A 20,064-nucleotide genomic window follows, 5' to 3' on the forward strand; every position below is an offset into this window, starting at 1 on the left:
ACATCCCCGCCGGTGGCGGCTGTCTTCCACACCTATCCAGATTTTACGCGCCCAATGGCGAGCGGGCGCCCTCAACAGCTCTCCGGGTCAACCGAGTTGAGGCACGTGAACCCCGGTTGTGCTCTCTCAGTTGTCGTCCAGACGCAGTCGGCGGGCCAGCACGTCACGGGCGACGTCCAGGAGGGGCCGGTCATGGCTGAAGGCGTGTCCACGTAGTCGGATGAGGGCGTGGTCGCATCCGGTGCCCAGTTGGTCCGCGAGCATGCCGGTGGCCTGATGGACCTCGGCGAAGTAGAGACCGGGCTCGTCAAGCAGTGGGGTGTGAGGCAGCTCCGCATGGGAGGCGGTCGCGATGGTGATCTGGGCGATGGTGTCCACCAGCCCGAAGGCATCGGTCAGTTGAGCGGTGGTCATCGGGCCGGGCCGGGTGCGGTGACCGGTGAGCGCGCCGAGCGCGATGATCCCGATGCGCAAGGGGAAGGAGAACACGGCGCGTACGTCCAGTGCTTCGACGGCCCCCAGCAGACCGGGCCAGCGATCGATGGCGAACGGGGAGGTGTCCGCCACGTCGGGCAACAGCACCAGGGCCCCATGGCGGGCGGCGTCCAGGCTCGGGCCCTGGCCCTGCACCTGCTGCAGATCCTCCAGCGCGAGGGTGCGCTCGCCGAAGGACTGCACCAGTTCGGCCGGGCTGCTGCCGGGGGCCAGGAGCAGGCCGAGACCGTCCAGGCCCAGCAATTCCGCGCAGGCCCCCAGGGGCAGCGGTGCCATACCGGCCCCGGTGTGGGCGCTGAGGGCGCGCAGGTAGTCGGCCATCACCGGATGAGTCACCGCAGCCACCCCCATCCCGAGGCCATACAGGCCAGCGGGCGGTCGGCCCACCGGCCAGCGCCGATGGGCCGGCGTCTCACTGCTCGCGCCGGGTGAGGAGCGATGCGTCAGCCGTGCCTTCCAAGACCTGACGGGCGATCTCGGTGAGCCGCGTCTGGTGATCGCGCGCATGGCGGCGCATGAGGGTGAACGCCTCCTCGACGCCGGTGTCGCGGCGGTTGGCCAGATAGCCCTTGGCCTGCTCGATGACGATGCGGCTGTCCAGGGCGGCCTGCAGTTGCGCGGTCACCGTCATGTGCTCACTCACCGCCCGTTGCTGCAGGACGCCGATGGTCGCGGTGTCGGCCAGTGCCTGCCCCAACTTCACCTGGGCGTCGCCCAGCGGTCCGGGTTGGTCGCGGAACAGGTTCAGGGCCCCGATCACCTGGTTGTGCAGCCGCAGCGGCGCCGCCACGACCGACGTGAAGCCGAGTTCCACGGCTCGCGGAGCGAACCGGGGCCAGCGCATCTGGGCCGCCGGCGTTGCCAGGAGCACGTCGGAGACCTGTCTCTTACTCCGGAAGCAGTCTCGACAGGGACCCTCGTCCCACTCGATGCTGGCCAGTTCCAGCCTGCGGGTGCGCTCGTCCGAGGCCGCGGCGTCCACCAACTGGCCGCCAGGAGTGGCGAGCAGTACCCCGGCCGCCGCCACATCCAACAGTTCGACACAGTGCTCGGCGAGTGAATGCAGGAATCCGATGACGTCGAAGTCCTGGACCAAGGTGTCGGCGAGGTCAACGAATGCCGCGGCCAACCTCTCCTCACGCGGCAGTTCAGGCATGCCCCACCACCTCCAAGAGTGATCCGGGGATACCTTCCCACAGGGTGCCGTCTCCTGCTGTTACCCAGTGTCGTCCTGTCGACGCTACGTGACCAGGGCGCGTCCGAGATGCTGCCCGAACCGGACGGGAGACAGCCTCTGACCTGCTGTGCGGCGTCCGGGTCGGCTTCGGTCGGCGCGGGCGCCGCTGCGTTTTCCGGTCATTCCCGGTGCAGGGCGTAGGCGATGCCGTCGTCGACGGCGGTCTCCAGGCCCCTGCGGTGGCCCGTCTCGTACGGTGCGTCGCCCAAGGTCTCGCGGAGTCGTCCTTCGCAGGCGTGACGGGCCGTGAGGAACTCCTTCACCGCCGCTCGGTCCCTGCCGATGGAGTGCCAGAGCTTGTCGGCGGTGCCCAGCAGCGTGGCGGCTCGCTCCGGGGCGGACGCGGCGACGGACGTGGCCAGGGTGTCGAGGTTGACCGCGGCCCCGAACGTGTCGTGCAGCTGCCACTTGAGGGCCAGGGAGTCGCGGGCGTGCCGGGCGGCCTCCTCCGTATCGCCTTTGACCAGCGCGGCCATGGCCAGGAAGTAGAGGGCGTAGGCACGCAGCCACAGGTCGCCGTGGCGCTCGCTCTCCTCGCGCATGGCGTCGGCCACCGTCGCGGCCTGGGCGATCTCGCCCAACTGGAGATGGGCGAACGACGTGATGCCAAGGGTCAGGAGCCGGACGGCGAGGGGGCCGCCCTGAGTCGGGGGGCCGTCTTGGGCCGGCGGGCCGGATGTCGCCGGAGGGCCGGATGTCGCCGGGCCGCAGACGGCGAGGGTCTGCGCCGGGTGGCCGGTCATCACCAGTCGCGTACCCCGGACGTAGCGCACGGCGTCGGTCGCCGCCCGGTCGGCAAGGCGGTCCGCCAGGGGTGACGACCTGCTCTCCAGCTCGGCGGACACCTCGAAGTCGCCCTGCATGTTGGCCACATGGCCGCGGGCCCACAACGCCCGGAACAGCTCTGGGCCAGGGGGCCCTCCCCGTTCTTCGGCGAGGGCCCGCTCCAGGTAGCCGCGCCCCTCGTGCAGGAAGCCGCACCCGGTCCAGAAGAACCACAGATCGCTCGCCATCTCCAGCGCGGGGAGCGGGTCCTGGTCGGCCAGGCAGCCTTCGAGCGCCGCACGCAGGTTGCCGTGTTCGGCGGTGAGGAGCTCGTACCAGGCGACTTGCCCGGGTCCGACCCACTCGCGGTCACCGGTGCGGGCGAGTCGGCGGTAGTGGTCCCGGTGGCGTCGGCTCAGCCGCTGCTCCTCGCCGATCCCGGCCAGCCAGTCCTGGCCGTATTCGCGGATCGTGTCCAGCATCGAATAGCGGGGCCCGCGGGGGGTGTCGGTGCGCTGGATGACGGACTGGTCCACGAGGCGGTCGAGCAGGCCGGGTACCCGTCGGCTACTGAGCGGGTCGCCCGCGCAGACCAGCTGCGCCACCTCCTGCTCGATGCCGCCGACGAACACCGAGAGGCGTGCCCACAGCAGCCGTTCCAGCGGGGTGCACAGCTCGTGGCTCCAGCCGATCGCGGTGCGCAGTGCCTGGTGTCGTGCGTCGCCCTCGCCGCTCCTGCCGAACGTGCCGTCCCGCGCGGTCAGCAGCTCGAAGCGGGTGTGCAGGCGCCGGTTGAGCTCGGCAAGGGACATCTCGGGCAGCCGGGCCGCGGCCAGCTCGATGGCCAGCGGGATGCCCTCCAGACGTGCGCAGATCTCGGCGATCGCCGCACCGTCCCGCTCCGCGAGGGCCACCGGGGGAGTGGCTTCGGCGGCGCGCTGTGTGAACAGCACCGCCGCATGTGGGTGGACAGGCAGCGGGTGGACAGGCACCACCCGCTCGCCCCGGGCCCGAAGAGGGGTGCGGCTGGTGGCCAGGACGTGCACCCCGGGGGCCGCGGCCAGCAGCGTCTCGACGAAGTCCGCACAGCCGGTGGCGATGTGTTCGCAGCAGTCCAGGACCAACAGCAGCCGTTTGTCCGCCAGCCAGTCGGCCACCACCGCGACCGCGGGCCGAGTGGACTGGTCGGCCAGCCTGAGTGCCTCATAGACGGCGAGCGCGATCGACTCCGCCCCCGTGAGGGGGTAGAGCTCGACCAGCCACACCCCGTCGGGGAAGGCGGGCCGCACCTCGGCTCCGGCACGTCTGGCCAGACGGGTCTTTCCCACCCCGCCCGTACCGGTCAGTGTCACCAGCCGAGCGTCGGCCACCAGGTCCGTCAGGGCGCTCAGTTCGCTCGCGCGCCCGACGAAACTCGTCGCTTCGGCCGACAGGTTTCCCGCCGCCCCCACCTGCCAGGAGCTTGCCATGGTGCACTTCTCCCCTCCGGCGCTCCGGCCACCGGGCGCCGCCTGCCCGGAGTCTGCCCCGCCCGCATCGCCTCGGGCCCCAGATGCCATGAGCTGCCCGCCCGTCCCCGCAGGACGATCGCAGGGCCACACCACTGCGACACCACTGCGACACCCCCGGCCAACTTCCTTCCTCATTCGATCAACCGGCGGCGGCCGCACATGCGGTGCGGCATATTTGCCGTCCTCCGTCACACCATGCAGAGGTGAGGAAGAGGGCTGCTCATGGCCGTCGGCGCATGGTGGCGGGGATTGAGGGCGCGCGAGCGGCGCCATCGGGTCCGGCTGGCACTGGCGCTGGGGGCCACCACCTTCCTCGCCATGCTCACCCCGGTGACCAGCAGCTGGTCACCGGGGATCGGTGGGCTGCTCATCGGGCTCCTGCTGGCCTGCAACCAGCTGGACAGGCGACATACGGCGGCGGTCGCCGCCTGGTCGCTGCTGCTCGTACTCGCGGCGGCGACCGCAGGGAAGCTCGTGACGACGCCGGGCTTCGCGGTGGAACTCCTGGTACTCCTCGCGGGCAGCGCGCTCGCCGTCCACAACGCCGCCCGCCGCACGACCATGACCACCGCGCTGGCCCGCGCGGCGAAGGTGGCCCACGCGTCCCAGAGCGCCATCCTGCGCCCGGTGTCGGCGCGGCTCGGCGGCGTCAGCGTGTGCACCCGGCACCACTGCCCCGTACCGGGGGCCTCGGTGGGCGGGGACCTGTACGACGTCGTGCACACTCCGTACGGAGTACGGCTGTTCATCGGAGACGTGCGCGGCCACAGTCTGGACGCCCTGGGGACCACCGCGGTCGCCATCCGGACCTTCCGGGACCTGGCCTATCTCACGCCCTGCCTCGCCGACCTGGCCACCGCCCTGGACGCTCGGCTCGCCCCGGACCTGGGGCCCGAGGACTTCGTCACCGCCATCCTCGCCGAACTGGCCCCTCACGAGGTCCGCCTCGTCAACTGCGGCCACCCATCGCCCGTACGGGTGGGGAAGCAGGTGAGGCTCCTCGAACCTCCCGAGCCCGCGCTCCCTCTGGGCCTGCACCCCACACCCCGACCGCACCGCGTCTACCTGCAGCCCGACGACCGGCTGCTGTTCTACACCGACGGCCTGAGCGAGGCCCGCGACGCCGACGGCGCCGAGTTCCCCCTGCTCGAACGGGTCGGCGACGCGCTGGCCGAGCCCCTCCCCGCCGACGCGCTCGACGCTCTGTACGGCATGGTGACCGCGCACACGGGCGGCCCACTCGCCGACGACCTCGCCCTCGTCCTGTGCCAGCCGGTCAGCGGACTCCCTCGACACCACGCGAGCTCAGCTGACCCCAACCCGGCGAGCTGTACGAACCCCCCTCCAGGACTCCTGGGTCCTTCGGCCTGACACACGGGAATGCGAATGGTGTTCGCCTGTTGCGCACACCGTGCGCTGTGCGTACAGTGTGCGCAACGAGAGCACGCCGTACGCAGCGGGTGTGCCGTCTAGGTCTTGAGGGGTCCCACGATGGAAGAGCGCCGTCATCCGCGCCGCTGGCTCATCCTGATCGTGCTCTGCCTGAGCACGCTGGTCCTGGTCATCGACAACATGGTCCTGACCGTCTCGGTCCCGCCGATCGCCGAGGACCTGGGCGCGGACGCGCAGGACATCCAGTGGATCATCGAGTCGTACATCCTGGTCTTCGCCGGTCTCCTGCTCACCGCGGGAAGCCTCTCCGACCGGTTCGGGCGGCGCCGGGTCATGATCGTGGGGCTGGCGCTCTTCGGGGCGGCCTCGCTGCTCGCCACCGTCGCCCAGAACCCCGAACAGCTCATCGCGGGGCGGGTGTTGATGGGTGTCGGCGGTGCCCTGATCATGCCGAGCACGCTGTCGATCCTGATCACCGTCTTCGACGACGAGGAGCGCCGCAAGGCGATCGGCGCCTGGAGCGCGGTGGCCGTCGTCGGCCTCGTCGGCGGGCCCGTGCTCGGCGGGGTCCTCATCGCCCACTTCTGGTGGGGCGCGGTCTTCCTGATGAACGTCCCGATCGCACTCGTCGCCATCGTCGCCGCGCTCGTCCTGATGCCCGAGTCCAAGGGCCCCGCCCGCAAGGCCGACCCCCTTGGCATGGTCCTCTCGATGGTCGGCATGACCGCTCTGGTGTGGACGATCATCGAGTCCGCCGAGGTCGGGCTCGGTGACGTGAGTACGCAGCTCTCGCTCGGTGTCGCCGTCGTCGCCCTGGTCGCCTTCGGCATCTGGGAGGTCCGCACCGACTCGCCGATGGTCCCGCTCGCCCTCTTCCGCGACCGCGTCTTCAGCGGCGCGAGCTTCTCCCTCGTCCTGCTGACCTTCGCCAACGGCGGCCTGATGCTGGTCCTCACCCAGTACCTGCAGTTCGTACTCGGCTACTCGCCCTCCAAGACCGGCATCGCCTTCGCCCCGATGGCCGTCGCCACGCTGGTCTTCAACGGTCTCGGCGCCACCCTCGGCAACAAGATCGGCAACCGCGCCATGACCGCCGTCGGCCTCACCGTCATCGCCGCCGGGTTCGGCGCGCTGGCCTCCCTGCCCTCGGACGCCGGGTTCGGGATGCTCGCCTCGGCCATGGTCCTGATCGGCATCGGCGGCGGACTCGCGATGCCCGCGGCGACCGCCGCCCTGATGAGCGCGGTCCCCGCCGAGCACGCCGGGGTCGGCTCCGCCCTCAACGACACGGTCCAGCAGACCGGCGCGGCCCTCGGTGTCGCCGTACTCGGCACGGTCCTCTCCCACACCTACACCGGCTCGATGCCCGAATCGGCCCCCACCGCCGCGAGCCACTCCGTCTCCGACGCGCTCGCCCTGGCCGGTCGGACCGGCGACGGCTCCCTCGCCACCGCGGCGCGCGAGGCCTTCACCGACGCGATGTCCGCCGCCTTCTGGGCCGGTGCGGCGGGTGTCCTGGCCGCGGCGGTCCTCGCCCTGGTCCTCATCCGGGACCGCAAGACCCCTGTGGGTGACGGGGAGCGGGCCGAGGAAGCCACCCGCAGTGGTGAACTGACGACGGCGGCCTGACCGCTCCCCAGGGGGTGTACGGCCCCCAGCGCCCCGCTCGGCTTCGGCCCGGCGGGGCGCCGTGGTGTTGACTGGCCGACTTCCGCCACGAGTACACGAGCCACGAGTACACGAGCCACGAGTACACGAGCCACGAGTACAGGAGTGATCGCCGTGCCGCAGTCGCCGCGCCTGGGCGTCGTCGTCATCACGATGGGCAACCGGCCCCGGGAGCTCGACGCGCTGCTCGCGTCGGTGGCCGTGCAGGACGTGCCCGCGGACCGCGTCGTGCTCGTCGGCAACGGCTCGGCCCTGCCCGAGCTCCCCGCCCTGCCCGGCGAGGTGACGGCCGTCGAGCTGGACGAGAACCTCGGCTGCCCGGGCGGCCGCAACGTCGCCATCGAACGGCTTATGGCCTTCGGCGACGTGGACGTCGTCATCGAGCTCGACGACGACGGGCTGCTCGTCGAGCGCGACGTGTTCCGGCGCATCCGCGAGCTGTTCGGCGCCGATCCGCGGCTCGGCATCGTCGGATTCCGCATCGCCGACGAGACGGGTGAGACCCAGCGCCGCCACATTCCCCGGCTGCGGGCCACCGACCCGATGCGCCGGGGTCCGGTGACCGCCTTCCTCGGCGGCGGGCACGCCTTCTCCATGAACATGCTGACCCGGACGGGGATCTGGCCCGCCCAGTTCTTCTTCGGCCACGAGGAGACCGACCTCGCCTGGCGGGCCGTGGACGACGGCTGGAAGATCCTCTACGAACCCGCCCTGCTGCTCCAGCACCCCAGGACGTCCCCGGCCAGGCACGCCGTCTACCACCGCAACACCGCCCGCAACCGCGTCTGGCTGGCCCGCCGCCGCCTCCCCCTCCCCCTGATCCCGGTCCACTTGGGCGTCTGGACGCTGCTCACCCTCGTCCGCACCCGCTCATGGCCGGGCCTGCGGGCCTGGGCGGGCGGCTTCGCCGAAGGAGTACGGACACCGTGCGGCGAGCGCGGGCCCATGCGGTGGCGCACGGTGTGGCGGCTGACGCGGCTGGGGCGGCCGCCGGTGATCTGACGGCGGGGGCCGCCCCCAGCACCAAGCCGCCCGAACGGAGCAGCTCTGCCGTGCGTTCGCCCGTGCCCCGGGCCACGCTGGACTGACTGTCAGGGCACTGGGCCCGACCCGGAGGTGCAGCAATGGCAGCAGCCGTACGTGGCAGGGAGCGACGCGTTCTCGTGCTGCTCGTCGTGCCCCTCCTCGTCCTGGCCGTCGCCTGCGGTGGTGGCGGGGACGGAGGGTCCGGTGAGGCGGGCACCCGCACCGCCGCCGCCCGGCCGCTCGATCTGGCGTTCAGGCATCCCGGCGTACTCGTCAGCGGGGCGCAGCTCAAGCGGGTGCGGGCGCACGTCGAGGCCAAGGAGCAGCCGTGGCTCGCCGCGTTCGAGCAGATGCGCGGGAGCAAGTACGCGGCGGACGACTATCAGGCCACTCCGTACGCCGTGGTGGAGTGCCCGCCCGACACCCGGCCGGGGCGCGGGTGCGTGGAGGAGCGGGAGGACGCGCTCGCCGCGTACACGCAGGCGCTGCTCTGGAACATCACCGGCGAGCGCGCGCACGCCGAGAAGGCCGTGCAGATCATGGACGCCTGGGCGAAGGTGATCACCGGGCACACCGAGGCCAACGCCGGTCTGCAGACCGCCTGGGCCGCCTCGTCGTGGGCGCGGGCCGCCGAGGCCGTGCGGTACACGTACGACGGGTGGAACGACGGGCAGCTGCTCCGCTTCGAGCGGATGCTGCGCAACGCCTATCTGCCCCAGGTCCGGGACGGGTCGGCCGACTCCAACGGCAACTGGGACCTGGTGATGGCCGACGCCACGATGGGCATGGCCGTCTTCCTCGACGACCACGCCACCTTCGAGAAGGCCGTGCACCACTTCAGGACGCGGGTGCCCGCGTACTTCTATCTGGAGTCCGACGGGAAGCTGCCCGTCTCGCCGGAGGGCAGTGGCATCGACACCGCCGCCGAGCTGAAGAAGTACTGGTTCGGCCAGGGCACCTTCGCCGACGGGCTCTCCCAGGAGACCTGCCGCAACTTCAAGCACGCCAGCTACTCGCTCGCCGCGACCGCGCACATGGCGGAGACCGCCCACCACCAGGGCGTCGACCTGTACGGGGAGGTCGAGGACCGGCTGCGGGCCGCCTTCGAGTTCCACTCCAAGTACCAGCTGGGCGCCGAGGCGCCGGACTGGCTGTGCGGCGGCAAGGTGCAGCGCGACATGGGCCCCGACACCGAGGTGGGCCTGAACCACCTGCGGGGGCGGCTGAAGCTGGCGATGCCGCAGACCGAGAAGTACACGGAGCAGCGGCGCCCCGAGGGGACGGACGATCTCTTCGTGGCCTGGGAGACCCTCACGCACGCGGGCAACACGTAAGTGGTTCGAAGCACCCCTCCGGATGGCGTAGAGTTGTGTTCAGCGGCGCGGGGTGGAGCAGCTCGGTAGCTCGCTGGGCTCATAACCCAGAGGTCGCAGGTTCAAATCCTGTCCCCGCTACTGAAGACCGAAGGCCCGGAACCATGAAAATGGTTCCGGGCCTTCGGCGTTTTCGCGTCCTCCTTTTTGGCGCGTTGTCGCCTTTGCGCTGACACGTGTGCGGTGAGTAGCTTCGTGTTCACTATGAGTCGTGTGGGAGTGGTGAGGCGGCAGAAGCCGGGGCGGGGATTCGTCCTCGCGCTGCTCTTCGCCGTGTGCGCGCTCTTCCTCGGCGTCTGCCACGGCCACCTGGACGTCACTCCCGCGGGCGCCCCCGTCAGCGCCGTCGGCCAGCACGAGTGCCCGGACTCCGGGCACGGTGCGCACGCCGAGGCCGACGGGCAGGTCGCCGCGCAGCCCGTGGACCGTGCCGTGCCGGACAGGGTGGGGGCGGGCCGTGTCGAGGTCGCGTCCGCCCCGCCCAGCTGCGCCCGGTCGCTCGGCACGTGGACCCGGGCCGGGCCGCCCGTCGCGGGACACTCACTCCTCATCGCCATCGGGATCGACAGGAACTGAGCGCGCACGGAGTCCGACCACTCCGTCAGTGCCCTCATCCGCGTACCCGAAGGATGTCAGCTACATGATCAGCAACCTGCAGCCCGCGGCGGCCGCCGTGGGAAACACCCCCGTGCTCTGGATCGACGAACCGTCGGACGACGGCGGCCGGGGCTTCTGGGCCAAGCTCGAAGGCTTCAACTTCGGCGGCATCAAGGACCGCGCCGCCCTCTACATGGTCGAACGGGCGCGTGCGCGCGGCGAGTTGAGGCCGGGCGCGCCCATCGTCGAGTCGACGTCGGGCACGCTCGGGCTCGGCCTCGCGCTCGCCGGGGTGCAGTACGGCCATCCCGTACACATCGTGACCGACCCGGGCCTGGAGCCCATCGTCGAGCGCATGCTCACCGCGCACGGCGCCCGCATCCACCTCGTACGCGAACCGAGCGGCCTCGGCGGCTGGCAGCAGGCGCGGGTCGACCGGGTCGCCGAGCTCATGGCGGGGCCCGAGCTCGGCGGCGGCGCGTGGAGCCCGAACCAGTACCACAACCCGGACAACCCGGCCGCGTACGGCACGCTCGCGGACGAACTCCTCAAGCAGCTCGGCCAGTTCGACGTGCTCGTGTGCGCGGTCGGGACCGGCGGGCACTCGGCGGGGATCGCGCGGGCGCTGCGCGGCGGAGCGCTGCCTGGCCTCGAACTGGTCGGCGTGGACAGCGTCGCGTCGACCATCTTCGGCCTGGCCGCGGGCCCGCGCCTGATGCGCGGCCTCGGCTCCTCGATCCACCCCGGCAACGTCGACCACGACGCCTTCGACGAGGTGCACTGGGTCGGGCCCGCGGAAGCGGTGCGGTGCGCTCGGCGGCTCGCCGAGCGGCAGTTCGCCACCGGCGGCTGGAGCGTCGGCGCCGTGGCGCTCGTGGCGGGCTGGCTGGCCAGGACGCGGCCGCGCGGCACCCGCGTCGCCGCGGTCTTCCCCGACGGCCCGCAACGCTATTTCGACACGGTCTTCAGCGACGAGTACTGCGCGGCGCAGGGCCTCACCGGCGGCGCCGTGCCGGACAAGCCGCGCGAGGTGATGGGGCCCGAGCAGGGCATCACCGAGTGGTCCCGGTGGGACCGCAGCACCAAGGGCGCGGTGCTGTGACCGGGGTCTGGCGCCGGGCCAGGGCGTTCGAGCCCGCGGTGCAGCTGCTGTTCGTCAACCAGTTCACGATCAACCTCGGCTTCTACATGCTGATGCCGTACCTGGCGGCCCACCTCTCGGGCCAACTCGGGCTCGCCGCCTGGGCGGTGGGCCTGGTGCTCGGGGTCAGGAACCTCTCCCAGCAGGGCATGTTCCTGGTCGGCGGGGCGCTCGCCGACCGGCTCGGTTACAAGCCGATGATCGTCGCGGGGTGCGCGCTGCGGACCGTCGGCTTCGGGGCGCTCGCCTTCGCCGACACCCTGCCGGTGCTGATCGCCGCGTCGGTGGCGACCGGGCTCGCGGGGGCGCTCTTCAATCCGGCGGTACGGGCGTACGTCGCCGCGGAGGCGGGGCCGCCCGAGCGCCGTGTGGAGGCGTTCGCGCTGTTCAACGTCTTCTACCAGACGGGCATCCTGCTCGGGCCGCTCGTCGGACTCGCCCTGACCGGGTTCGACTTCCGGCTGACCTGCGCGGTGGCCGCCGTGCTGTTCGCGGGGCTCTCGGTGGTCCAGGTGCTCAGACTGCCCGCGCGACGGCGGGCCGAGGACGCGGCGAAGAGCGGCGAGGGCGGCCAGTGGCGCGTGGTCCTCGGCAACCGGACCTTCTGGCTCTTCTCGCTGGCCATGACCGGGTCGTACGTCCTGTCCTTCCAGGTCTATCTCGCGCTGCCGCTGTCCGTGGAGCGGCTGCTCGGCGAGGGCACCGCGGGCACCGTCGCGACCAGTTCGCTCTTCGTGGTGTCCGGGCTCGTCGCGCTGCTCGGGCAGCTGCGGATCACCGACTGGTGCCGGCGCACCTGGACGCGCGAGCAGTGCCTGGTCGCCGGGCTCGGCCTGATGGGCGCCGCGTTCCTGCCACCCGCGCTCGGCGGCTCCCGGTACGTCGGGGTCGCGGGCCTGCTGCTGTGCGCGGCGGCGCTCGCCGCGGCGACCGCCGTGCTCTACCCCTTCGAGATGGACACCGTCGTCTCGCTCGCGGGGGACCGCTGGGTGGCCACGCACTACGGCCTCTACAACACCGTCTGCGGCATCGGCATCACCGCGGGCAACCTCGGCATGGGCGCCCTGCTCGACGCCACCCGTGACCTGCCCGCACTGCCCTGGCTGGTCCTGGCCGCCCTTGGCGCGTGCTGCGCGGTGGCGCTGCGCGGCCTCGCCCGGACGGGGCGGCTCGCGCCGGTCCCCGCGGTGACCGGCGCCTAGCGCGGGCGTAACCCGGTCGGCCCACACCAGGTCGCACCCTCACCGCGCTGCGGGAAGCCTGAGTGCAGCGCGGTGAGGTGCTGGGCGCACAGTCGGCGGGAGAGCGAGCGGTGGGGCAGCGAGGAGGACGCGACGGTGGCCGTGGGGGGAGACGCGCCGACCGGATCGACGACAGCGGCGCCACCGCGCACGAGGGGACCTTCGTGCGGGCGCTGCCCGTCCTGCTGCTGGTCGTCGGAGTGGCGTACGACGCGCTGACACCGCCCGAATTCACCGCGGCGCCCCTGTTCACCGCGGCCCCGCTGATCGCCGCGCCCTTCTACTCGCTGCTCAACACCGTCCTGACCGGCGCGGCGGCGTCGGTCGCCGTCCTGCTCCTGCACTACGGAAACTCGTCCGACAGCACGGTCGAGACGGTCACCGAGCTGATCACCGTGATGACGGTCGCGGGGCTCGCGATCGTCATCAACCGCGTGGTGCGCCGCGGCAACGCCAGGCTCGCCACCGCGCGCTCCATCTCGGAGGCCACCCAGCGCGCCGTCCTGCCCGAACCGGATCCGCGCATCGGCGGCCTGGACATCGCGGCACGGTACGAGGCCGCGCAGGCCGACGCGTTCATCGGCGGGGACCTCTACGCGGTGCAGGACACCCCGCACGGCGTACGGCTCATCGTCGGCGACGTACGGGGCAAGGGCATGGGCGCGGTCGCCGCCGTCGCCGTGGTCATCGGCGCCTTCCGGGAGGCCGCCGAGCAGGAGGCCACGCTGGAGGCGGTGGCGCAGCGCCTGGAGCGCGCCCTCGCGCGGGAGGGCACCCGGCGCGAAGGGCTCGACGCGTTCGAGGGGTTCACCACCGCGGTCCTCGGCGAGATCCGGCACGGCGAAGGCGTCGTACGCCTCATCAACCGCGGCCACCCGGCGCCGCTGCTGCTGCGCGGGGACGGTCGCCTCTGCGTGCTCTCGGCGAGCGAGCCCGCGCTGCCGCTCGGCATGGGCGATCTGGGTACCTGGCCGGACCGGGCGGACGAGTCGGAGTTCCCGCCCGGCGCGACGCTGCTCTTCTACACGGACGGCCTCTCCGAGGCGCGTGACGTGGCGGGCGTCTTCTACGATCCCGCGGACCGGCTCGGCGGCCGGATCTTCCCGGGCCAGGACGGTCCGCACGTGCTGCTGGCCACGCTCGTGCAGGAGGTGCGGCGGCATACCGGGGGCGGGGCGACGGACGACATGGCGCTGCTCGCGGTGCGGCGGCCCGGCGTACGGCAGGGGGAGGTCACCGACGGTGAGTGAAGCGCACCCCTCCGCATAACAACTGACGTACTGTCAAGTGAATGTGAAGTTCCGGTGTGGGCGGATCCGGGGTCAACTCGCCCCGTTCCTCACCCCCGTGTCCCGTTAAGTACGGGCCAAGAGCGTTAACGATCAGTCGGAACGGCTTGGAATCCGCCCCCGCTGTCTATTAACGTTCGATAACGCAGCGCGGTCGTCCCAGCCGTCACTAGAGGCGGCTCCGTGCGCACGCGCCTAATCCCGCAAGGGAGCCGGGGAACCACCAACTTGGGGTGAATCGGGCCTCTGTGCATCCGTGCCAGATGTCCGTAGGAGACCTTCCTGCTCCGAACCCGTCAGCTAACCCGGTAGGCGAGAAGGAAGGAAAGGAGTGCGCCCCCGTGGCGTCCAACCGCCCTGCCCCCCAAGCCCCGTATGTGCCGAATGACGACGACTTCGGTGGATACGACCAGGATTCCTGGGAGGAGTGGAACCCCACCGAGGAGTCCATTCGTCCCGTCCGCGGCAGGCACCGTGTGCACAAGAAGGGCGGCGGGCTCGCCCGCAGCTCCACCGTTCTCGGCGTCGGTGTCATAGCCGCGGTCGGCGCGGGCGGCATCGCCACCGCGCAGGGCGGCAAGCCGCCGGTCGCGATATCCATGCCCGACCTGCCGGGCGTCGGAGCCGTCGCCGACTCGCTTCCCGATGCCAAGTCCCTGCCGGGCGTGGGCTCCTTGATGTCCGACGACTCGTCGGACTCCTCGGACGCGAGCGCCCGCACCGCCGCCGCGCCGCTCACCGCCGCCGGTGTCAGCACCACCGACGCCGAGCAGGGCACCACCGACGCGGGCGAGGCACTGCGCTCCCGCATCATGAAGCAGGCCGAGAACCAGCAGCACCAGGCGGACGACGCGGTGCGCGCCGAGGCCGAGCAGGCCGCCGCCAAGAAGGCCGCCGAAGAGGCCGCCGCCCAGCAGAAGGCGGCCGAGAAGGACGTGGCGGCCAAGGCCGCCGCCAAGAAGAAGAAGGAAGAGGCGGCCCGCAAGGCCAAGGCGGAGGCCGAGCGCCTGGCGAAGCTCGCCAAGAGCTACGTGATCCCCACCTCCTCGTACACGCTGACCTCGCACTTCGGCGACTCCGGCTCCATGTGGTCCTCCGGGCACCACACCGGCCTCGACTTCGCGGCGCCGACCGGCACGCCGCTCAAGGCCGTGCACACCGGCACCGTCAAGGAGGCGGGCTGGGCGGGCGCGTACGGCTACCGCACCGTCCTCGAACTCGAGGACGGCACGGAGATCTGGTACTGCCACCAGTCCTCGCTCAACGTCAGCGCGGGCCAGAAGGTCTCCACCGGCGACGTCATCGGCCGCGTCGGCGCGACCGGCAACGTGACGGGGCCGCACCTCCACATGGAGGTCCACACGGCCGACGGCACGGGGATCGACCCGCTGGGCTGGCTGCAGGGCAAGGGCCTGAACCCCTGACGTACGGCTGGAACTTCTGACGTACCGCTGGAACTTCTGACGTACCGCTGGAACCCCTGACGCGCCACCAGAACTCCGGTGGTCCTGGCGACAACCCCCCGACGCCAGGGCCGCCGGTTTGGTGGGCCCTACACGGAATTCCGTTTCCGGTGGGCGCGTTGAGCAGCACATGACTTCTCTTCGCACACTCGGCGCCTCCGACCTAGAGGTCTTCCCGCTCTCCCTGGGCGGCAACGTCTTCGGCTGGACCGCCGACCGGACCGCGTCCTTCGCGGTCATGGACGCCTACGCCGCGGCGGGCGGCAACTTCATCGACACCGCCGACGCGTACACGGCCTGGATCGACGGCAACGAGGGCGGCGAGTCCGAGACCCTCATCGGCGAGTGGCTCGCCGAGCGCGGCAACCGCGCCGACATCGTCGTGGCCACCAAGGTCGGCGCCCACCCCGAGTACAAGGGCCTGTCCGCCGACACCATCAAGAGGGCCGCCGACGCGTCCCTGCGACGCCTCGGCACCGACTACATCGACCTCTACTACACGCACTTCGACGACACGTCCGTGCCCGTGGAGGAGATCATCGGAGCCCTCGACGAGCTGGTGCGGGCGGGCAAGGTGCGGGCGATCGCCGCCTCGAACATCAGCCCGGAGCGGCTCCAGGAGTCCCTCGACCTCTCCGACCGCGAGGGCCTCGCGCGCTACGTCGCGCTGCAGCCGCACTACAACCTCGTCTCCCGCGACACCTACGAAGGCCGCCTCCAGGAGGTCGCCTCGCGCTCCGGCCTCGCCGCCGTCCCCTACTTCGCGCTCGCCGCGGGCTTCCTCACCGGCAAGTACCGCCCGGGCGTCAAGGTCGAGAGCGCCCGCAGCGGACGCGCCGAGCAGTACGTCGGCACCGAGCGCGGCGACCGCGTCCTGACCGCGCTCGACGAGATCGCCCGGACGCACGGCGTCCAGGTCCCCTCGGTGGCGCTCGCCTGGCTCGCGGCCCAGCCCACCGTGGCCGCACCGATCGCCTCCGCGCGCACGCTCGAACAGCTGCCCGCGCTGCTCGCGGTGGCGGACCTGGAACTGACGGCGGCCGAGCTCGCGACGCTGACGGCGGCTTCCGCCTGACGCGGCAGGTGCGTCAGGAGCGGTAGGGGTTGTACGCGGGGTAGCCGTACGCCGGGTAGGGCCCCGGCTGCCCGTACGGGGCGTGGCTGTAGGGGGCGTACGGCATCGGCATCACCGGCAGCATGACGGGCGCTGGTGGTGCCGTGGCCCGCGCGGCGTACGCCAGTGAGGGCCTGGCCAGCTCGCGCCGCTCCCAGAGCTGTTCGAGCAGCTCCCGCTCCCGTACGACGAAGTCGGCCCCGGCCCGGCCGCTCCTGCCCCGGTGCCGCAGGCGCGCGAGCGACGTCGCGTACGCCTCGTACTCCACGACCGTGCGCCCCGCGGCCTTGCCCCAGGTGTACGAGGCGTAGTCGCGGGCCAGGCCGCGGGCGCGCATCGAGCCGAGGGCGAACGGTTCGGGCGGGGTGAGCCAGCCCGCCGCCACGTACACCGGGAGCTCGGCACGGATCGTGCGCAGTTCGCGCTGCCGCGTCCAGATCGCCAGCCAGGTGAGCAGCCCGAACGAGGGCAGCATGAAGAGCGCGTACACGGTGAAGAAGCCGTACTGCCCGAAGACCGCCGAGCCGTTCCACAGCGCGTGCATGCCCATCGCGAGCAGCAGTCCGGCCAGCGGGAGCAGCATCCTGCGCAGCCGCTGGCGGTGGGCGCTGAGCGCCGCGATGCCGAAGCCGATGCCGGTGAAGACGGTGAAGAGCGGATGCGCGAACGGCGACATGACGACGCGTACGAAGAAGGTCGCCGCGGTCACCGATGCCAGGCCGCTCTCGCGGCTGAGCTGGTCGGTGACGAAGGCGTTGCCCAGGTAGAGGATGTTCTCGGTGAACGCGAAGCCGGTCGCGGTCACCCCGGCGATGACGACGCCGTCGACGATGCCGGTGAAGTCCCGTCTGCGGAAGAGGAAGACGAGCAGTACGGCCGCCGCCTTCGCGCTCTCCTCGACGACCGGCGCGATGACGGTCGCGCCCAGGGTGTCCGCGCTGGTGGGGTCGGCGGTGGTGGTGGCTATCCAGCGGATCGCGAAGCTGTTCGCGACGATCGCGATGAGCGCGGCCGCGCAGGCCCCCCAGGAGAAGGAGAAGAGGAGGTTCCGCCAGGGGCCCGGCGCCACCCGGTCCAGCCAGCGGAACGCGGCGACGAGCAGCGGCACGGGGACGACCGCGAGGCCGAGCCCCACCAGGAAGCCTTCGGTGCCGGTCTGCTCCCTGACCAGGGCGAGGATCACCAGGCCCGAGAGGGCCAGCAGCGTGACGAGCGCGGCCACCCGTATCGCGCGCCGCTGCCACCAGTGGGCGCGGCGGAGCTCCCCCGGGGCGGGCGCCCCGGCGGGGAGAGGTATCGGATACGGAGGACTGGTGGCCACTCGTTGACCCTAACGAGGGATGCGGGTGGCCGCGACGGTGCCTCAGTGCCGCTCGGCGGTGGCCACCTTGCGGAAGAGCAGGTCGTGGACGACGTGGCCCTTGTCCAGGCCCTGGCCCTCGAAGCGGGTGAGGGGCCGGAAATCGGGCCGTGGCGCGTAACCGCCGTCGGCCTGGGTGTTCTCGAAGTCGGGGTGCTCGGTGAGCACCTCCAGCATCTGCTCGGCGTACTCCTCCCAGTCCGTCGCGCAGTGCAGCAGCGCGCCGGGCTTGAGGGAGGGCGCGGCCAGCGTCAGGAACTCCGGCTGGATCAGGCGGCGCTTGTGGTGGCGGGCCTTGGGCCAGGGGTCGGGGAAGTAGACGCGCAGCCCGTCCAGGGACTCGGGCGGGAGCATCTCGCGGAGCAGGATGATCGCGTCACCGTTGGCCACCCGGACGTTGCTCAGGCCGCCGCGCTCGGCGAGGCCGAGGAGGTTGCCCTGGCCGGGGGTGTGCACGTCGACGGCGAGGATGCCGGTGTCCGGGTCGTCCCCGGCCATCTGGGCGGTCGCCTCGCCCATGCCGAAGCCGATCTCCAGGACGACGGGCAGGCCGGACGGCGTGCCGTCCTCCGCCGCGAACAACTCGGCGAGGTCCAGCGTGCGCAGCCCGTCGATGTCCAGGCCCCACTTGGGCCAGAGCCGCCGCAGGGCGTCCCCCTGGCTGGTGGTCACCCGGCTGCGCCGAGGCTGAAAACTACGGATCCGCCGCTCGTGGTGCGACCCCGCGGGATCGGGCTGCGGCCCACCGGGAAACCGCGGCGCAACCTGCGGACGACCGGGCGGCCGGGGGGCTTCGGGGGCATGGGATGAGTCAGACACAGTGCGGCAATTTTACGGTGCGGATGGCGGGGGCTTGGCGGGGGCGCGGTGCGGGTTGGTGGGCTTCGCCAGGGGCACGGCGCCGGTGGGCCCCGTAAGGGGCGCGGGGAACTGCGCGCTCAGCCACAGCGCACCCGCAGGGAAACAAGCACCGGGGCGCCCCGTAGGGGGCGCGGGGAACTGCGCGCCAAGCCACAGCGCACCCGCAGGGAAACGAGCACCGGGTCGCCCCGTAAGGGGCGCGAGGAACTGCGCGGCCAGCCACAGCGAGCCCGCAGCGTCGCACGACCCCACCCGCTCAAGCCCGCAACACGCCAAGCGCCCGCCGAGCAACCTCCCTCCCAATAGGGAGAGACGCCGTCGCAGCAGGCGAGGGCGCGTTCAGCACATGAACCGCCCGCGGCCCCTCCCGGATGAGAAAGTCATCGACCAGCGTCCCGTCCCGCAGCACCGCCTGCGCCCGCACCCCGGCGGGATGAGGCACCAGGTCACCGGGATCGACCGCGGGCAGCAGCCTCCGCACCGCATCGGTGAACGCGGACTTGGAGAGGGAACGCCGCAGCTCACCCGCCCCGTACCGCCAGTGGCGGCGGGCTATGTGCCAGGAGCCGGGCCACGCCAGGGTCCCGGCGAGCTCACGGGGACGCACGACCGGCCACCGATACCCCTCGCGGGCGAGCGCCGGCACCGCGTTCGGCCCCACGTGCACGCCCCCGTCGATGCCCCGGGTGAGGTGCACGCCGAGGAAGGGGAAGGCCGGGTCGGGCACGGGATAGACGAGGCCGCGCACGAGCTCGGGCCTGGCCAGTTCGTAGTACTCCCCCCGGAAGGGCACGATCCGCATCCGCGGGTCGTCGCCCGTGCGGCGCGCGATCTCGTCGCAGTGCAGCCCCGCGCAGTTCACCAGGGCCCGGGCCCGCAGCACCGCCCCGTCCGCCGTACGCACCGCGACGCCGAGCGCGGCACGGCGGTCGATGTGGACGGCCTCACCGCCCGCTCCGTAGCGGATCTCGGCCCCGGAGGCTTCGGCGAGGTGCGCGGCCACCGCTCCGTAGTCACAGATTCCGGTCGTGCCGACGTGGATGGCGGCGAGGCCGCGGACCTCCGGTTCGTACTCACCGATCTGGGCGGGGCCCAGCTCGCGCACCGGAATGCCGTTCTCCCTGCCGCGCTGGACCAGGGCGTGCAGCCGGGGGAGCTCGGCGCGCTCCGTGGCGACGATCAGCTTGCCGGTGACCTCGTGCGCGATGCCGTACTCCGCGCAGAACTTGACCATCTCGGCGGCGCCACGGACCGCGTACTTCGCCTTCAGGGAGCCGGGGCGGTAGTAGATGCCGCTGTGGATCACGCCGCTGTTGCGCCCCGTCTGGTGCGTGGCCGGGCCCTGCTCCTTCTCCAGGACGGTCACCCGGGTGCCGGGAGCGGAGCGCGTGAGGGCATACGCCGTCGACAGGCCGACGATCCCGCCGCCGATCACCAGCACGTCGCAGTCGTACGCGACCTTCTTCACCGCGCCTCACCTCCCACCACAGATAGTGCCCTGCGCCACTGACATCGCCCTCAAACCTGGGAC

Annotated in this window: 16 protein-coding genes, 1 tRNA gene and 1 riboswitch; of the genes, 11 read left to right on the forward strand and 6 right to left on the reverse strand. The window is 71.9% G+C overall.

The features are described from left to right. Positions 1-126 precede the first annotated feature (126 nt). The 3 genes from CP970_RS22740 to CP970_RS22750 all read right to left on the reverse strand — a co-directional run bounded on the left by CP970_RS22740 (position 127) and on the right by CP970_RS22750 (position 3,966). Positions 127-831: an ANTAR domain-containing protein gene (locus CP970_RS22740; protein ID WP_150493793.1), complete on the reverse strand. Its 705-nt coding sequence runs from the start codon at positions 829-831 to the stop codon at positions 127-129. 76 nt (positions 832-907) lie between these two features. Continuing rightward, positions 908-1,651, reverse strand: a complete 744-nt coding sequence (locus CP970_RS22745; RefSeq protein WP_055548928.1) for a GAF and ANTAR domain-containing protein — start codon at positions 1,649-1,651, stop codon at positions 908-910. Between the two features lie 200 nt (positions 1,652-1,851). Then, positions 1,852-3,966, reverse strand: a complete 2,115-nt coding sequence (locus CP970_RS22750; protein ID WP_055548930.1) for an ATP-binding protein — start codon at positions 3,964-3,966, stop codon at positions 1,852-1,854. 264 nt (positions 3,967-4,230) lie between these two features. On the opposite strand from CP970_RS22750, the gene CP970_RS22755 reads away from it, so the two are divergent. From CP970_RS22755 to CP970_RS22805, 11 genes are all read left to right on the forward strand, one after another. Then, positions 4,231-5,379, forward strand: coding sequence for a PP2C family protein-serine/threonine phosphatase (locus tag CP970_RS22755; protein ID WP_055548932.1), 1,149 nt, complete (start codon positions 4,231-4,233; stop codon positions 5,377-5,379). Between the two features lie 120 nt (positions 5,380-5,499). Beyond that, positions 5,500-7,029, forward strand: a complete 1,530-nt coding sequence (locus CP970_RS22760) for an MFS transporter (protein ID WP_055548935.1) — start codon at positions 5,500-5,502, stop codon at positions 7,027-7,029. 153 nt (positions 7,030-7,182) lie between these two features. Continuing rightward, positions 7,183-8,070, forward strand: a complete 888-nt coding sequence (locus CP970_RS22765) for a glycosyltransferase family 2 protein (RefSeq protein WP_224058620.1) — start codon at positions 7,183-7,185, stop codon at positions 8,068-8,070. Between the two features lie 122 nt (positions 8,071-8,192). Next, positions 8,193-9,428 (forward strand): alginate lyase family protein, encoded by a 1,236-nt coding sequence (locus tag CP970_RS22770; protein ID WP_055548937.1) that lies wholly within the window; start codon positions 8,193-8,195, stop codon positions 9,426-9,428. A gap of 46 nt (positions 9,429-9,474) precedes the next feature. Next, positions 9,475-9,548, forward strand: a tRNA-Met gene (locus CP970_RS22775). 123 nt (positions 9,549-9,671) lie between these two features. Beyond that, entirely contained in the window at positions 9,672-10,043 is a 372-nt protein-coding gene (locus tag CP970_RS22780) for a hypothetical protein (RefSeq protein ID WP_191094943.1), read from the forward strand. Positions 10,044-10,107: 64 nt separating this feature from the next. Continuing rightward, complete coding sequence (locus tag CP970_RS22785) at positions 10,108-11,166, forward strand: PLP-dependent cysteine synthase family protein (protein WP_055548941.1); 1,059 nt, start codon at positions 10,108-10,110, stop codon at positions 11,164-11,166. Beyond that, positions 11,163-12,407, forward strand: coding sequence for an MFS transporter (locus CP970_RS22790; RefSeq protein WP_055548943.1), 1,245 nt, complete (start codon positions 11,163-11,165; stop codon positions 12,405-12,407). Before CP970_RS22785 ends, CP970_RS22790 begins: the two co-directional genes overlap by 4 nt. A gap of 110 nt (positions 12,408-12,517) precedes the next feature. After that, complete coding sequence (locus CP970_RS22795) at positions 12,518-13,696, forward strand: PP2C family protein-serine/threonine phosphatase (protein ID WP_079043617.1); 1,179 nt, start codon at positions 12,518-12,520, stop codon at positions 13,694-13,696. A 221-nt stretch (positions 13,697-13,917) separates the two neighbouring features. Then, positions 13,918-14,065, forward strand: a riboswitch (cyclic di-AMP (ydaO/yuaA leader). Between the two features lie 11 nt (positions 14,066-14,076). After that, positions 14,077-15,159 (forward strand): M23 family metallopeptidase, encoded by a 1,083-nt coding sequence (locus CP970_RS22800; RefSeq protein ID WP_055548945.1) that lies wholly within the window; start codon positions 14,077-14,079, stop codon positions 15,157-15,159. A 169-nt stretch (positions 15,160-15,328) separates the two neighbouring features. After that, positions 15,329-16,273 carry an aldo/keto reductase gene (locus CP970_RS22805; RefSeq protein ID WP_055548947.1) on the forward strand — a complete coding sequence of 315 codons (945 nt, stop codon included), beginning with the start codon at positions 15,329-15,331 and terminating at the stop codon, positions 16,271-16,273. Between the two features lie 13 nt (positions 16,274-16,286). Here CP970_RS22805 and CP970_RS22810 read toward each other — a convergent pair whose 3' ends face one another. The 3 genes from CP970_RS22810 to lhgO all read right to left on the reverse strand — a co-directional run bounded on the left by CP970_RS22810 (position 16,287) and on the right by lhgO (position 20,001). Beyond that, positions 16,287-17,633, reverse strand: a complete 1,347-nt coding sequence (locus tag CP970_RS22810; protein WP_055548949.1) for a PrsW family intramembrane metalloprotease — start codon at positions 17,631-17,633, stop codon at positions 16,287-16,289. A 42-nt stretch (positions 17,634-17,675) separates the two neighbouring features. Further along, positions 17,676-18,491, reverse strand: a complete 816-nt coding sequence (gene trmB, locus CP970_RS22815) for a tRNA (guanosine(46)-N7)-methyltransferase TrmB (protein WP_055548951.1) — start codon at positions 18,489-18,491, stop codon at positions 17,676-17,678. Positions 18,492-18,789: 298 nt separating this feature from the next. Further along, entirely contained in the window at positions 18,790-20,001 is a 1,212-nt protein-coding gene (gene lhgO, locus CP970_RS22820) for an L-2-hydroxyglutarate oxidase (RefSeq protein ID WP_055548952.1), read from the reverse strand. Positions 20,002-20,064 lie beyond the last annotated feature (63 nt).

It is taken from the genome of Streptomyces kanamyceticus, assembly GCF_008704495.1.
Lineage (GTDB): Bacteria > Actinomycetota > Actinomycetes > Streptomycetales > Streptomycetaceae > Streptomyces > Streptomyces kanamyceticus.